The sequence below is a fragment of the Streptomyces sp. NPDC059003 genome (assembly GCF_042740445.1).
Lineage (GTDB): Bacteria > Actinomycetota > Actinomycetes > Streptomycetales > Streptomycetaceae > Streptomyces.
The window spans coordinates 18,149-32,702 of the sequence record NZ_JBHYJH010000056.1 but is presented as its reverse complement, the minus strand read 5'-3'; the positions used below and the strand labels follow the sequence as shown (position 1 = coordinate 32,702).

The 14,554-nt window shown below is 74.2% G+C and carries 14 protein-coding genes; 10 read left to right on the top strand and 4 right to left on the bottom strand.

Translation table 11 applies throughout. The annotated features are described in order from the left end of the window. Positions 1-543: 543 nt before the first annotated feature. Complete coding sequence (locus tag ACFWZ5_RS20805; RefSeq protein ID WP_384795818.1) at positions 544-1,035, bottom strand: PH domain-containing protein; 492 nt, start codon at positions 1,033-1,035, stop codon at positions 544-546. Positions 1,036-1,200: 165 nt separating this feature from the next. Between ACFWZ5_RS20805 and ACFWZ5_RS20800 the strand changes: the two genes are divergently transcribed. Next, a complete protein-coding gene (locus tag ACFWZ5_RS20800; RefSeq protein ID WP_384795847.1) occupies positions 1,201-2,295 on the top strand; it encodes an NADH-quinone oxidoreductase subunit D in 1,095 nt (364 codons plus the stop codon). On the opposite strand, the gene ACFWZ5_RS20795 is transcribed toward ACFWZ5_RS20800, so the two are convergent. Further along, positions 2,260-3,288 carry an SAM-dependent methyltransferase gene (locus tag ACFWZ5_RS20795; RefSeq protein ID WP_384795820.1) on the bottom strand — a complete coding sequence of 343 codons (1,029 nt, stop codon included), beginning with the start codon at positions 3,286-3,288 and terminating at the stop codon, positions 2,260-2,262. The genes ACFWZ5_RS20800 and ACFWZ5_RS20795 overlap by 36 nt on opposite strands. A gap of 106 nt (positions 3,289-3,394) precedes the next feature. Between ACFWZ5_RS20795 and ACFWZ5_RS20790 the strand changes: the two genes are divergently transcribed. Both ACFWZ5_RS20790 and ACFWZ5_RS20785 read left to right on the top strand, forming a co-directional pair. Further along, a complete protein-coding gene (locus tag ACFWZ5_RS20790; RefSeq protein WP_384795822.1) occupies positions 3,395-4,597 on the top strand; it encodes a sensor histidine kinase in 1,203 nt (400 codons plus the stop codon). A 66-nt stretch (positions 4,598-4,663) separates the two neighbouring features. Further along, a complete protein-coding gene (locus ACFWZ5_RS20785) occupies positions 4,664-5,338 on the top strand; it encodes a response regulator (protein ID WP_384795824.1) in 675 nt (224 codons plus the stop codon). Between the two features lie 40 nt (positions 5,339-5,378). Here the strand turns inward: ACFWZ5_RS20785 and ACFWZ5_RS20780 are convergent, their stop codons facing one another. After that, the gene (locus ACFWZ5_RS20780) at positions 5,379-6,488 is read right to left on the bottom strand and encodes a DUF5937 family protein (RefSeq protein ID WP_384795826.1); all 1,110 of its coding nucleotides are present in this window, start codon (positions 6,486-6,488) and stop codon (positions 5,379-5,381) included. A gap of 234 nt (positions 6,489-6,722) precedes the next feature. On the opposite strand from ACFWZ5_RS20780, the gene ACFWZ5_RS20775 reads away from it, so the two are divergent. Next, positions 6,723-6,959 carry a hypothetical protein gene (locus ACFWZ5_RS20775; RefSeq protein ID WP_384795828.1) on the top strand — a complete coding sequence of 79 codons (237 nt, stop codon included), beginning with the start codon at positions 6,723-6,725 and terminating at the stop codon, positions 6,957-6,959. On the opposite strand, the gene ACFWZ5_RS20770 is transcribed toward ACFWZ5_RS20775, so the two are convergent. Then, positions 6,919-8,109 carry a threonine aldolase family protein gene (locus ACFWZ5_RS20770; RefSeq protein WP_384795830.1) on the bottom strand — a complete coding sequence of 397 codons (1,191 nt, stop codon included), beginning with the start codon at positions 8,107-8,109 and terminating at the stop codon, positions 6,919-6,921. The genes ACFWZ5_RS20775 and ACFWZ5_RS20770 overlap by 41 nt on opposite strands. Before the next feature lie 198 nt (positions 8,110-8,307). Here ACFWZ5_RS20770 and ACFWZ5_RS20765 point away from each other — a divergent pair, with 198 nt between their 5' ends. The 6 genes from ACFWZ5_RS20765 to ACFWZ5_RS20740 all read left to right on the top strand — a co-directional run bounded on the left by ACFWZ5_RS20765 (position 8,308) and on the right by ACFWZ5_RS20740 (position 14,404). Continuing rightward, the gene (locus ACFWZ5_RS20765) at positions 8,308-9,216 is read left to right on the top strand and encodes a Rossmann-like and DUF2520 domain-containing protein (RefSeq protein WP_384795849.1); all 909 of its coding nucleotides are present in this window, start codon (positions 8,308-8,310) and stop codon (positions 9,214-9,216) included. Beyond that, the gene (gene panC / locus ACFWZ5_RS20760; RefSeq protein WP_384795832.1) at positions 9,213-10,223 is read left to right on the top strand and encodes a pantoate--beta-alanine ligase; all 1,011 of its coding nucleotides are present in this window, start codon (positions 9,213-9,215) and stop codon (positions 10,221-10,223) included. Before ACFWZ5_RS20765 ends, panC begins: the two co-directional genes overlap by 4 nt. 61 nt (positions 10,224-10,284) lie before the next feature. Further along, the gene (locus ACFWZ5_RS20755) at positions 10,285-11,988 is read left to right on the top strand and encodes an L-aspartate oxidase (RefSeq protein WP_384795834.1); all 1,704 of its coding nucleotides are present in this window, start codon (positions 10,285-10,287) and stop codon (positions 11,986-11,988) included. Positions 11,989-11,993: 5 nt separating this feature from the next. Further along, positions 11,994-12,983, top strand: coding sequence for a carboxylating nicotinate-nucleotide diphosphorylase (gene nadC, locus ACFWZ5_RS20750; protein WP_384795836.1), 990 nt, complete (start codon positions 11,994-11,996; stop codon positions 12,981-12,983). A gap of 111 nt (positions 12,984-13,094) precedes the next feature. Continuing rightward, complete coding sequence (locus ACFWZ5_RS20745) at positions 13,095-13,901, top strand: type III pantothenate kinase (protein WP_384795838.1); 807 nt, start codon at positions 13,095-13,097, stop codon at positions 13,899-13,901. A 161-nt stretch (positions 13,902-14,062) separates the two neighbouring features. Continuing rightward, positions 14,063-14,404, top strand: coding sequence for a hypothetical protein (locus ACFWZ5_RS20740; RefSeq protein WP_384795840.1), 342 nt, complete (start codon positions 14,063-14,065; stop codon positions 14,402-14,404). Positions 14,405-14,554 lie beyond the last annotated feature (150 nt).

Below are 14,554 nucleotides of genomic sequence, written 5' to 3'. Positions count from 1 at the left end.
ACACCGCCCCCGACCTGCCCTCGGTCTTCGGCCCGATACCGTCCTCCCGCCCGACGCTGGCCTCCGGCTCGCCGCCGCGTCCCTCCAGCCCGCTCACCGTCCCGAACCTGATCGCCGTTCCCGGCCCGCTCACCGTCCCCGACCTGATCGCCGTCCCCGGCCCGCTCTCAACCTCCGGCCCGTTCACCGTCCCCGGCCCGCTCTCGGTCTTCGGCCCGAAACCGTCCTCCCGCCCGACGCTGGCCTCCGGCCCGCTGTCGCGCCCTTCCAGCCCGCTCGCCGCCCCCAACCCTGACCCGCTCACTGCCCCCGACCCGCTCTCGACCTCCGGCCCGCTCACCGCCCCCGCCACCTCGCCGGGACTGGCCCCGCTCCCGGGACTGGCCCCGCTCCCGGGACTGGCCCCGCTCCGGGGACTGGCCCCGCTCCGGGGACTGGCCCCGCTCCGGGGACTGGCCCCGCTCCGGGGACTGACCCCGCGCTCGCCCTTCCCGACATGACCCGCCCCGTCCGCCGCCCTGGGCGCCCCGCCGGACACCCCGGTCACAGCCCCGCCGATCGGGCCTCGCCCAGCTCCGTGAGGCGGTCGCGGAGGCGCTCGGCCTCCTGGGGGTCGAGGCCGGGGATGCGGGCGTCCGTGGCGGCGGCCGCGGTGTGGAGCTGGACGCCGGCGAGGCCGAAGTGGCGCTCCACGGGGCCGGAGGTGACCTCGACGAGCTGCATGCGGCCGTACGGCACGATCGTCTCCTCGCGCCACAGGACGCCGCGGCTGATGAGGAGGTCGTCGGCGCGCTCGGCGTACCGCCACGAGCGCCAGTTGCGCCCCAGGAGCACCCAGCCCCAGGCCGCGAGGGCGAGGGGCAGCACGGCGAAGGCGCCCCACACGGGGCCCGCGAACAGGCCGAGCAGCACCCCGAGCGCCACCGCGACCGGCACCAGCCACACCACGAGCAGCATCCGGCGCATGGTGAGCAGCCCCCGGGGCAGCCCGGTCCACACCGGTTCCCCCGGCCCCGCCGTCGTCCCCGTCTCCATGCCCCCAGCGTACGTACGACGGCTGACAGTGGCGTGGGCGAGCGCGTACGTCAGACTGTGCGCATGAGCCCCACGACGGAGCACACCGGCAAGACGCAGACCCCGCGGCGGACGGGTCCGGCCGAGACGACGGTCGGCATCGGCGGCGCCGCCGAGAGCACCGACATGGTGCTCAACATCGGCCCTCAGCACCCGTCGACGCACGGCGTGCTGCGCCTCCGGCTCGTCCTGGACGGCGAGCGGATCGAGCGCGCGGAGCCGGTCATCGGCTATATGCACCGCGGCGCGGAGAAGCTCTTCGAGGCGCGTGACTACCGGCAGATCGTGATGCTGGCCAACCGCCACGACTGGCTGTCGGCGTTCTCGAACGAGCTGGGCGTGGTGCTCGCCGTCGAGCGGATGCTCGGCATGGAGGTGCCCGAGCGCGCGGTGTGGACGCGCACGCTGCTCGCCGAGCTGAACCGGGTCCTGAACCACCTGATGTTCCTCGGCTCGTACCCGCTCGAACTGGGCGGCATCACGCCTGTCTTCTACGCCTTCCGGGAGCGCGAAGAGCTGCAGAACGTCATGGAGGAGATCTCCGGCGGCCGCATGCACTACATGTTCAACCGGGTCGGCGGCCTCAAGGAGGACCTGCCCGCCGGCTGGACGGCACGCGCGCGTGGCGCCGTCGCGTCGGTGCGTTCGCGCATGGACGTGTACGACCGCCTGGTGCTCGGCAACGAGATCTTCCGGGGGCGTACGCGCGGCGTAGGGGTGCTCTCCGGAGAGGCGGTGCACGCCTACGGAGTGAGTGGTCCCATCGCCCGTGCCTCCGGAGTGGACTTCGACCTGCGCCGCGACGAGCCGTATCTGGCGTACGGGGAGCTCGGTGACGTCCTGAAGGTGGTGACCCGCGAGGAGGGTGACTGCCTGGCCCGGTTCGAGTGCCTCCTGGAGCAGACCCACAACGCGCTCGACCTCGCGGACGCCTGCCTGGACCGGATCGCCGAGCTGCCGCAGGGGCCGATCAACCAGCGCCTGCCGAAGGTCCTCAAGGCCCCGGAGGGCCACACGTACGCGTGGACGGAGAACCCGCTCGGCATCAACGGCTACTACCTGGTGTCCAAGGGCGAGAAGACGCCGTACCGGCTGAAGCTGCGCTCGGCCTCGTACAACAACATCCAGGCGCTGACGGAGCTGCTTCCGGGGCAGCTGGTCGCCGACATGGTGGCGATCCTCGGGTCACTGTTCTTCGTGGTCGGCGACATCGACAAGTAGCGGGTCCGGGATCCCGACCGGCTGGGTCAGCCAGCCGAAGTCGCCGAGCCCGCCGGGCGCCGTCAGTTCGGCGGCCTCGCCCGCGCGCGTGAGGAGGCGTACGTACGCGGCCGGGTCGCTGGAGGCGAGCGCCAGGGGCGGGCGGCCGCCGTGGACGCCCAGGGAGCGCAGGGCGGCGCGCTGGGTGAGCAGGCGGGCCCCGGGCAGGGCGCAGGCGTCGAGCGCCACGTGGGCGGTGATGTCGCCGCTGCCGTCCGGCACGGGCGGCGTCTCGCGGCCCGCCCGGAAGCCCGTGAGGGTGCCGAAGGGCGGGCGGGCGGCGCGCGTGTGGGCGTAGTCGACGGCGACGGCCAGGCCGCGCGTCAGGGTGGCCACGGCCGCCGCCCACGCCGCGTCCCGGGGGCGGCCGATCTCCGCGCGCAGGCCCGGCTCGGGGCCCGTCAGCCACCACCGGGCGAGCCAGTCGGCGTCGGGCCCCGCGACGGGCTCGCCGAGTTCCTCGGTGCCGTCGTCGCGTACGAGGACACGCCGCAGCGAGCCGTCGGTGTCGCGTTCGACGACGTCCAGGGGGACGTTGTCGAGCCATTCGTTGGCGAAGAGCAGGCCGGTGACGGCGGCGGGGGGTGCGGGGCGCCACGCGATGCGCGGGTCGGCGTCCTCGGGGCGCTCGGCGCGTTCCACGGCGTACGCGCGCGTGCGGGCCGCCACGGCGGCGGGGAGCCGGTCGAGGACGGCGGCCGTCAGCTCGCCGCGGCCCGCGCCCACGTCCACGAAGGCCAGCTCGTCCGGGTGGTCCAGGGCCGCGTCGACGCGGCACAGGAGCTGGGCCACGGCGTCCGCGTACAGGGGCGAGGCGTGCACGGACGTACGGAAGTGGCCCGCGGGTCCCTCCGGGCGCCGATAGAAGCCCTGCGGCCCGTACAGCGCCTCCTCGGCGGCCTCCCGCCAGCCCCGCCGTACGCCTCCCGCTGCGTCCCGTGCCTCATTCGTCACAGCGAGAAGGCTATGCGGGCCTCCACCTTGCGGAGTACGAGAAGGACGCACGGATCGGACCTCCGGTTGACCCGGGAGGCCTGACGGGCTGCCTACGCTGGGTTACGTGCAGCGCCTCTATGACTTTCTCCGCAGACACCCGACGGGAGTCGACGCCTTCTGGGCGTTCGTCCTGCTGGGAATCTCCGGCTTGAGTCTGGTGTCCATGTCCGAGGCCAACGCCTACGACCCGACGGTCTGGGCGGTCCCGGTCGTCGTCGGGTACAGCGTCGTCATCACGCTGCGCCGCCGTATGACCGAGAAGATGCTGGTCCTCGCGGCGGTCATCGGCTCTGTGCAGCTGGCCTGCGACGTGCGGCCGCAGCCCGCGAACTTCGCGATGCTCGTGATCATCTACACGGCCGCGGCGGACGGCGCGAAGTGGGCCTCCCGGTTCGCCCTCACCGGCGGTCTGGTCGCGGCCCCGCTGGCGCAGCTGCGCTGGCCGGTCGACAGCACCGGCCCCTGGGGCAACATCTTCTACGCGGTCTTCTCGCTCGTGCCGTTCGCCCTCGCCTGGGTGCTCGGCGACTCCCTCCGTACCCGCCGCGCCTACCTGGCGCAGCTGGAGGAGCGCGCGGCCCGCCTGGAGAAGGAGCGCGAGGCGCAGTCCAAGGTCGCCGTCGCCGCCGAGCGGGCCCGGATCGCGCGTGAGCTGCACGACGTCGTCGCGCACAACGTCTCCGTGATGGTCGTCCAGGCCGACGGCGCTGCCTATGTCCTGGACGCCGCGCCCGACCAGGCCAAGCAGGCCCTCGCGACCATCTCCGGCACCGGCAGGCAGGCGCTCGCCGAGATGCGGCGGCTCCTCGGCGTGCTGCGCACCGGCGAGCCGGAGGAGAGCGGCGAGTACGTTCCGCAGCCGGACGTGGAGCAGCTCGACGAGCTCATCGAGCAGGTGCGCGGCGCGGGCCTGCCCGTCGACTTCAAGGTGGAGGGCACTCCGCGCCCGCTGCCCAGCGGCGTCGAGCTCACCGCGTACCGCATCGTGCAGGAGGCGCTCACCAACACCCGCAAGCACGGCGGCGAGAACGCGGGGGCGAGCGTCCGGCTCGTCTACTTCGACGACGGCCTCGGGCTGCTCGTCGAGGACGACGGCAAGGGCGCCCCGCACGAGCTGTACGAGGACGGCGGCGCCGACGGCAGGGGGCACGGCCTGATCGGCATGCGCGAGCGCGTCGGCATGGTCGGGGGCACCCTGGACGCGGGGCCGCGGCCGGGCGGAGGATTCCGGATCAGCGCGCTCCTGCCGCTCAAACCCGCACACTGACACCTGTCACCGCACCGCCATGGCACCGTCATCGCCCCGCCGCTCCACCCCCGAAGGGACCGCTAGATGTCCATCCGCGTGATGCTTGTCGACGACCAGGTGCTGCTGCGCACCGGATTCCGGATGGTGCTCGCCGCCCAGCCGGACATGGAGGTCGTCGCGGAGGCGGGCGACGGTGTCGAGGCGCTGCAGGCCCTGCGGGCCACCGCGGTCGACGTGGTCCTGATGGACGTCCGCATGCCGAAGCTGGACGGCGTGGAGACGACGCGGCGCATCTGCGCCGACCCCAATCCGCCGAAGGTCCTCATCCTGACCACCTTCGACCTCGACGAGTACGCCTTCTCGGGCCTGAAGGCGGGCGCGTCCGGGTTCATGCTCAAGGACGTGCCGCCCGCCGAGCTGCTCGCCGCGATCCGGTCCGTGCACAGCGGCGACGCGGTGGTCGCGCCGTCCACGACGCGGCGGCTGCTCGACCGCTTCGCGCCGATGCTGCCGGGCTCGGCCGGGCAGCCGCAGCACAAGGAGCTGGAGCGGCTCACCGAACGGGAGCGCGAGGTCATGATCCTCGTCGCCCAGGGCCTGTCGAACGGCGAGATCGCGGCGCGGCTCGTGCTGTCCGAGGCGACCGTGAAGACGCACGTGGGGCGCATCCTGACCAAGCTGGGCCTGCGGGACCGGGTGCAGGTGGTGGTGCTCGCGTACGAGACGGGTCTGGTCCGGGCCGGGGGCGGCGGGGGCTGACCCGCCTCTCCAGGGGCCGGGTACGGCGGCGGGGACGCCGTCAGCGCAGCACCCCCTCGATGAACTCGCTGCCGAGCCGGGACACCACGCTCAGGTCCAGCTGGTGCTGCACGTACCGGCCGCGGCGGCGCGTCGTGATCAGCTCGGCCTTCTTCAGGACGCTCAGGTGCCGGGATATCTCCGGGGCCGTCATGCCGTGGGCGTCCGCCAGCTCGCCCGTCGTGTACGAACCCCGGGCCAGATGGCGGCACAGGCGCATCCGCACGGGGTGGGAGAGCGCGGCCATGCGGCGCGTGAGCTGCTCCACGGACGGGGGCTCCGCGGGGCCGGGTGCGGTGATCGGGTACGTGATGGAGGACTGCCAGCCGTACCGGTGCAGGACCATCAGGTGGGGCCAGCCGAGGCTGGTCGGGACCAGGACGAGGCCGCCCTCGCCCGTCCTGGTGTGGCCCACGGCCATCTTGTCGACGGTGATGCGGCGGGCGTCCTCGTCCAGCGTGACCGCACGGGAGATCGCGCGCAGCGCCTCGCCGAGCCCCTTGCGGCGCAGCAGCTCCGTCTTGTGCCGGGCGTCGGCGGCGAGCTGGTGGCTGAGCCGGGACCAGGTGTCCGCGAAGAACGCCTCGTCGCAGTCCTCCAGGAGCTGCCGGAACCAGGCCCGCACAGCGGGCGGGTCGTCGAGCAGCCGCTCCGTGAACCGCACTTGGTGGTCGCCGCGGGCGGCGGCGAGCTCCAGGGCGTGACGGCGGGTCTCCGGGTCGTTCAACGGGTCCGTCGCCCGCTGTGTGTCGTACGCCAGCTGGCAGGTGAACTCCAGGGCCGCGTCCACGAACTGCTCGTCCGTGAGCTTGTCGAGCTGGTCGAGCTCCTCGGCGAGGGTCGCGCCGGGCAGCGTGTTCTTCCCGGGGATGCCGGCGAACGGCGCGAACACGTCCGAGAACGTCGTCCGCCACAGGAAGTCCGCCTCGCACAGGCGGTCCGCGAGGCTCGGTTCGAGGCGCGTGGAGACGGCCGTCGCCCAGCCCTGCAGCCCCGGGTGGTGGCCGGGCTCGGACAGTGCGTGCAGCGCCATGCCGAGCTCGGCGAGGGGCGAGGGCACGACATGGATCCGCTCCGGCGTCAGGCCGGTGATGTCGATGCTCACGCTCATGACCCCATGGTGCACCGCGCCACTGACAACGCCGCCGTCGATTGACGACGGGCGTCAATCGACGGGACACGGGCCGGGGGCCGCGCGCAGTGTGGGGGTACCGCCTCGTACCGGTCATCTCGGCCGGGGGCGTCCTCTTTGTCGCGCTTCGCGCTCGTCCTCCCGCCGCCGGAAGGGCTTCGTCCGGCTTTCTGTTGTCCGTTAAGTAACCTTTGCCATGAAAGGTCGTACGTCATGAGCGTCACGCAGCAGTACCTCCTCGACACCTACCGCGCCGCGCAGCGCGGTGAGCCCGCGCCGCCCGCCCCCGGGGTCCACGACTGGCAGGCCGTGCGGGAAGTCCGCGACTACGGCCGCTTCGCCGCCGTCGTCCGGGAACGGCCCGCGCACGGGCGCGTGCGGGCCGCCCTGCACCGCTTCGTGCACGCCCTCAGGGGAGGCGGCGTACGAACTCCGCGACCGCTTCCCTGACGTCGTCGGCGGTCCACGCCAGGCCCGGGCCGCTCACGGTGATCTCCGTGACGGACAGGCCCGGCGGGCCGTCGGCGAACCAGCGCCAGAAGAGCAGGGTCTTGGTCTCCTCGGCCTGGGCGAGCGCCGCCTCGTTCAGCACGTCGGCCTCGTACGGCAGCCACACCTGGAACTGGTGGGTGTGCGGCGGCTCGGGGTGCACGCGCGACCACGGCACCTCGGCGGCCGTGAGCCCGTCCCGCAGCGCGTCGGCCACCACGCGCGCGTGGGCGACGTACTCGGGAAGGCGCGGCAGGACCTGCTTCAGGCCGAGCAGGGCCGAGAGCGCCGTCGGGAACTGCTGGAAGCCGAGGCCGCCGTAGCGGTGCCGCCAGACGCGCGCCTCGTCGACGAGGGTCGCGGGACCGGCGAGCGCGGCACCCGCGATGCCTTCCAGGGACTTGTAGAACGACACGTACACGCTGTCCGCGAGTGCGGCGATCTCGTCCAGGGGGCGGCCGAAGTGCGGGGTGCACTCCCACAGGCGTGCCCCGTCGAAGTGCACGACGGCGTCCCGCTCGCGTGCCGCCGCCACCACGTCCTGGAGCTCCTGCCAGGTGGGCAGCACGAAACCGGGCTCCCGGAGCGGCAGTTCGAGCATCAGCGTCCCGAAGGGCTCCTCGAAGTCCCGTACGTCGTCGGCCGTCGGGGAGCCGGGCGCGGTCGTCGGGTGCACCGTGCGCAGACCGCTCACTACGGAGAGGGCGCCTCCCTCGTGGACCTCCGGGTGCGCGCGCGGATGCAGGGCCACGGTCGCGTTGCCGGTGCGGCCCGCCCAGGAGCGCAGCGCCGCCTGCTGGGCCAGCGTGCCCGTCGGGAAGAACGCGGCGGCCTCCTTGCCGAGCAGCCGCGCGACCTCGCTCTCCAGGTCGGCGACGACGCCGTCGCCGTACATGTCGGTGGGCTGCGCCAGGTCCGCGACCTCGGCGGCCCCTTCGGAGAGGGCCGTCAGGCGCTCGCCGAGCGTCACGGCCGTCGGAGGCCGTGACAGCAGGCGTCGGGCGCCCCGGGCCGCGGCGATCCGCCGCGCGCGCTCGTCGGGTGCGGCGTCCTCGTCCCGTTCTTCGTCCCGTTCCTCTGCCCGTTCTTCTGCGTCCCGTTCATCGGTCATCCACAGATCATTGCGCGCGGTCGTACGAATGCCCACAGGCTGTGGACAGCCGACGGCGCCCCGCCCACCGATAGCGTTAGCATGACGAGAAATCGTCCGGTACCCCGAGCGGACTGGAACGGAAGGCGTCATCGCGTGAACGCACCACACCGGCCGGAGCAGCACTCAGACCCCAGGGACCGTCCCGCGCGGCTCACCGTGGGCGTGGTCGGGGCGGGCCGTGTCGGCCCCGCGCTCGCGGCCGCGCTCCAGCTCGCCGGGCACCGCCCCGTGGCCGTGTCCGGGGTGTCCGACCGCTCCGTGCGCCGGGCCGCAGCCATGCTGCCCGACGTGCCGATCGTCCCGCCCGCCGAGGTCCTCGAGCGCGCGGACCTGGTCCTGCTCACCGTGCCGGACGACGCCCTTCCTGGCCTCGTCGAAGGCCTCGCCGAGACCGGCGCCGTGCGCCCCGGACAGCTCCTGGTGCACACCTCAGGGCGGTACGGCACGAAGGTGCTCGACCCCGCCCTGCGCGCCGGTGCGCTGCCGCTCGCGCTGCACCCGGCGATGACGTTCACGGGCACCCCCGTCGACGTGCAGCGCCTGGCCGGGTGCTCCTTCGGCGTGACCGCGCCCGAGGAGCTGCGGCTCGCCGCCGAAGCGCTGGTGATCGAGATGGGCGGCGAGCCCGAGTGGATCGCCGAAGAGGCCCGCCCGCTCTACCACGCGGCCCTCGCGCTCGGTGCGAACCACCTGGTCACGCTGGTCGCCGAGGCCATGGAACTGCTGCGGGACGCGGGCGTGGAGGCCCCCGACCGGATGCTCGGCCCCCTGCTCGGCGCGGCACTCGACAACGCCCTGCGCTCCGGGGACGCGGCCCTGACCGGCCCCGTCGCGCGCGGTGACGCGGGCACCGTCGCCGCGCACGTCGCCGAACTGCGCAAGCACGCGCCGGGGACCGTCGCCGGATACCTGGCGATGGCCCGCGCGACCGCCGACCGCGCGCTCGCCCACGGCCTGCTCAAGCCGGAGCTCGCCGAGGACCTCCTGGGCGTCCTCGCGAGCGGCGCGCACGGCCCCGGAGGCGAGGGATACCGCGGCAGCGGACCGGACGGAGGAAACCGATGAGCGCCGAGCCCACGCTGGTGCTGAACACCGCCGAGCAACTGCGTGCACGCGCGCGTACCGGCCCCCGCGCCGTCGTCATGACCATGGGCGCCCTGCACGAGGGCCACGCCACGCTGATCCGCACGGCACGGCAGGCGGCGGGCCCGGACGGCGAGGTCGTCGTCACGGTCTTCGTGAACCCCCTGCAGTTCGGGGCCGGCGAGGACCTGGACCGCTACCCGCGCACCCTCGAAGCCGACGTGAAGACCGCCGAACAGGCGGGCGCGGACGTCGTGTTCGCCCCCTCCGTGGAGGAGGTCTATCCCGGCGGCGAGCCCCAGGTGCGCGTCAGCGCCGGACCCATGGGCACGGTCCTCGAAGGGGCCACGCGCCCCGGGCACTTCGACGGCGTCCTCACCGTCGTCGCCAAGCTGCTGCACCTGACGGCGCCCGACCTGGCGCTGTTCGGCCAGAAGGACGCCCAGCAGCTCGCCCTGATCCGCCGCATGGTCCGGGACCTGAACTTCGACGTGGAGATCGTCGGGGTTCCGACCGTCCGTGAGGACGACGGCCTCGCCCGCTCCAGCCGCAACCGCTATCTGTCGCCCGAGGAGCGCCGCACCGCGCTCGCCCTGTCCCGCGCCCTGTTCGCGGGCCGCGACCGGCACGCCGCCCAGGAGGCCCTGCGCGCCCGCGCCGCCCTCGCCCCCGCCACGCACGCACGCGCGGACGCGCTGAACGCGCTCGGCGAGTCCCGCGCGGCCGCCGACGCGCACGCCCTCGCCCAGGCCGCCCCCACGGGCCCCGGCGGGCCCCACGCGGTGCGCGCCGCCGCACGACAGGTCCTCGACGAGGCAGGGCGCCTGCGCCCGCCGCTGGTCCTCGACTACGTGGCGCTCGTCGACCCCGCCGACTTCCAGGAGGTCGGCCCCGGCCACCGGGGCGAGGCCGTCCTCGCCGTCGCCGCGAAGGTCGGCGCCACCCGCCTGATCGACAACATCCCGCTGACCTTCGGAGACACCGCATGAGCGCGCGCCTCCCGAACGACTGCGATCGGAGCCACCCCATGACCACCACCGGAGTCCTCGCATGACCGCCACCGGCATACGGCTGCACGCCCCCGCCCCCGGCTGGGCACTCGACGCCGACGTCGTGGTCGTCGGCTCCGGAGTGGCCGGTCTGACCGCCGCCCTGCGCAGCTCGGCGGCGGGCCTGAAGACCGTCGTCGTCACCAAGGCCCGCCTGGACGACGGCTCCACGCGTTGGGCACAGGGCGGCATCGCGGCCGCCCTCGGCGACGGCGACACCCCCGAACAGCACCTGGACGACACCCTCGTGGCGGGCGCGGGCGTCTGCGACGAGGAGGCGGTGCGCACGCTCGTCACCGAGGGCCCCGGCGCCGTACGCCGCCTCATCGAGACGGGCGCCCGCTTCGACGAGTCCGCCGCCGGAGGGATCGCCCTCACCCGCGAGGGCGGCCACCACCGCAACCGCATCGCGCACGCGGGCGGCGACGCGACCGGCGCGGAGATCTCCCGCGCCCTCGTCGAGGCGGTCCGCGCCCAGGGCATACCCACCGTCGAGAACGCGCTGGTCCTCGACCTCCTGACCGACGACAAGGGCCGGGCCGCCGGAGTGACCCTGCACGTCATGGGGGAGGGCCAGCACGACGGTGTCGGCGCCGTCCGCGCGCCCGCCGTGGTGCTCGCCACCGGCGGCATGGGCCAGGTCTTCTCGGCGACCACGAACCCGTCCGTGTCCACGGGCGACGGCGTCGCGCTCGCCCTGCGCGCGGGCGCGGAGGTCTCCGACCTGGAGTTCGTGCAGTTCCACCCGACCGTGCTCTTCCTGGGCACCGACGCCGAGGGGCAGCAGCCGCTCGTCTCCGAGGCCGTGCGCGGCGAGGGCGCGCACCTCGTGGACGCGGACGGCGTCCGCTTCATGGTGGGCGCCCACGAGCTCGCCGAGCTCGCCCCGCGCGACATCGTCGCCAAGGGCATCCTGCGCCGCATGCAGGAGCAGGGCACCGACCGCATGTATCTGGACGGCCGCCACTTCGGCGCCGAGATGTGGGCCGCGCGCTTCCCGACGATCCTCGCCGCCTGCCGCGCCCACGGCATCGACCCGGTCACCGAGCCCATCCCCGTAGCGCCGGCCGCGCACTACGCCTCCGGGGGCGTGCGCACCGACCTGCACGGCCGCACCACCGTGGAGGGCCTGTACGCGTGCGGCGAGGTCGCCTGCACCGGAGTGCACGGCGCGAACCGGCTCGCCTCCAACTCCCTCCTGGAGGGCCTGGTCTACGCCGAGCGCATCGCCGCCGACATCGTCGCCCGGCACGCGGAAGACACCCTCCACGCGCGCGTGCCCGCCGCCCTGGTCACCCCGGAGAAGCCCGCCCACCCGCTGCTGCCGCCCGAGGCCCGCTTCGCCATCCAGCGGACCATGACCGACGGCGCCGGAGTCCTGCGCTCCGCCGCGTCGCTCGCCGAGGCCGCGGACCGGCTCGCCCGCATCCACGCGGACGCGGTGGGCGCGCTCGCCGAGCACGGCAAGACCATCGAGCCCGGCGTCGAGGCCTGGGAGACCACCAACCTCCTGTGCGTGGCCCGCGTCCTGGTGGCGGCCGCGCTGCGGCGCGAGGAGACTCGTGGCTGCCACTGGCGCGAGGACCACGCGGAGCGCGACGACGAGCAGTGGGCCCGCCACATCGTCGTACGCCTGAACCCGGACAGGACCCTCACGACCCGCACCACCGAGAACGCCCGTTTCCCCAGCACCCAGGAGCAGTGACCGACGTGAGCACCCCCGACCTCCCCCTGGCCGACGGCACCGGCGGCTGCGGCGACGCCTGCGGCTGCGGCGGCGACCCGGCGCACGACGCCGTGGAGTGCGGCCTCGACCCGTCGCTCGCACAGCTCCTGGCCGACGCGGGGCTCGACCCCGTCCAGGTCGAGGACATCGCGAACCTCGCGATCGCCGAGGACCTGGAGTTCTCGCCGGACGCCGTGGACGTCACGACGGTCGCCACCATCCCCGAGGACGCCGTCGCCACCGCCGACTTCACCGCACGGCAGGCGGGCACCGTCGCGGGCCTGCGCGTCGCCGAAGCCGTCGTCTCCGTAGTGTGCGCCGACGAGTTCGAGGTGGAGCGGCACGTCGAGGACGGCGAGCGGGTCGAGGCCGGCGACGTCCTGCTGAGCATCACCACCCGCACCCGCGACCTGCTCACCGCCGAGCGCAGCGCGCTGAACATCCTGTGCCGCCTGTCCGGCATCGCCACCGCCACGCGCGCGTGGGCGGACGCCCTGGAGGGCACGAGGACGAAGGTCCGCGACACCCGCAAGACGACGCCCGGCCTGCGCTCCCTGGAGAAGTACGCGGTCCGCATGGGCGGCGGCGTCAACCACCGCATGTCGCTCGCCGACGCGGCCCTGGTCAAGGACAACCACGTGGTCGCCGCGGGCGGCGTGGCCCAGGCCTTCCAGGCCGTACGCGACCGCTTCCCGGGCGTGCCCGTGGAGGTCGAGGTCGACACCCTGCACCAGCTGCGCGAAGTCCTCGACGCGGGCGCCGATCTGGTCCTCCTGGACAACCTCACGCCGATCGAGACCGAGGAGGCCGTGGCGATCAACGACGGCCGCGCCCTCCTGGAGTCCTCGGGCCGCCTCACCCTGGAGAACGCGGCGGTGTACGCGAAGACGGGCGTCGACTTCCTCGCGGTGGGCGCCCTGACGCACTCCGCCCCGGTCCTCGACATCGGCCTCGACCTGCGCGCGGCGGAGTGACCGCACCATGCTGCTGACCATCGACGTGGGCAACACCCGCCCTCCCGTCGCCCCACCCACCACCCCCATGGCCATCGTCGCCGACGGCGCTCACGGAGAGGGAGGCGCCGCATGCTGCTGACCATCGACGTGGGCAACACCCACACCGTGCTCGGCCTGTTCGACGGCGAGGACATCGTCGAGCACTGGCGCATCTCCACCGACGCCCGCCGCACCGCCGACGAACTGGCCGTGCTCCTCAACGGTCTGATGGGCATGCACCCGCTGCTCGGCGACGAGCTCGGCGACGGCATCGACGGCATCGCGATCTGCTCCACCGTCCCGTCGGTCCTGCACGAGCTGCGCGAGGTCACACGCCGCTACTACGGAGACGTGCCCGCCGTCCTCGTGGAGCCCGGCATCAAGACCGGCGTGCCGATCCTCATGGACAACCCCAAGGAGGTCGGCGCCGACCGCATCATCAACGCCGTCGCCGCGGTGGAGCTGTACGGGGGCCCGGCGATCGTCGTGGACTTCGGTACGGCGACGACGTTCGACGCGGTCTCCGCGCGCGGGGAGTACACCGGCGGCGTCATCGCCCCCGGCATCGAGATCTCCGTGGAGGCCCTCGGCGTACGCGGCGCGCAGCTCCGCAAGATCGAGCTGGCCCGGCCGCGCAGCGTCATCGGCAAGAACACTGTGGAGGCCATGCAGTCGGGCATCCTGTACGGCTTCGCCGGCCAGGTCGACGGCGTCGTACGCCGCATGGCGCGCGAACTCGCGGGGCCGGGCGGCGACCCGGGCGACGTCACCGTGATCGCGACGGGCGGCCTCGCCCCCATGGTGCTCGGCGAGGCGTCGGTCATCGACGAACACGAGCCGTGGCTCACGCTGATCGGGCTCCGCCTGGTGTACGAGCGGAACGTGTCCCGGACCTGACGCCCCGCCACGGCCCCTGTACGGCCCCCACGTACGCACGGAGCAACCCCGACCGCCTTCCGTGAGTCTTCCCCGGGAGGGGCTCTGATCGGGGCCTCGACAGGGGTTCTTGGGGTACCCGGCGGTGGGCCGGGTGCGGGGGTCGGATGAGCGTGGGGCGGATGAGGCGCAGGGGGCGGCTGGCCGTGACGGCGGGCCTCGCGGTGCTGCCGCTTGCTGGCCTCACGGCCTCGACCGCCGAGGCGTACTCCACGTACGCGACGTACCCCGCGCACTCCGCGTACTCCGCGCACGGCGACATCACGCTGCGCACGTCCACGGAGGCGGAGGACGCGGCCGCCGGGGCCGTGGACGGGACGTCGAGCCCCTCGGCGGAGCCCGCGCCCTCCGGCCGGATGGCGGACACGGGGGCGGGTGTCCTGCCGTGGCTCGCGGCGGGTGGGGCGGCGGCCCTGGGCGTAGGAGCCGTCACCTTCGCCACGACCCGCCGCCGCCCGGACTGACCCCCACCGCGCCCCCACCACCGAGCCGGTCGGATGCGCCCCCGCCCCGCCGCTCCGCGGCGGCATCTAGGCCCCCCCCCCCCCCCCCCACCCCCCCCCCCCCCGGCCCCCCCCCCCCCCCCCCCCCCCCCCCCCCGCGGGGGGGGCCCC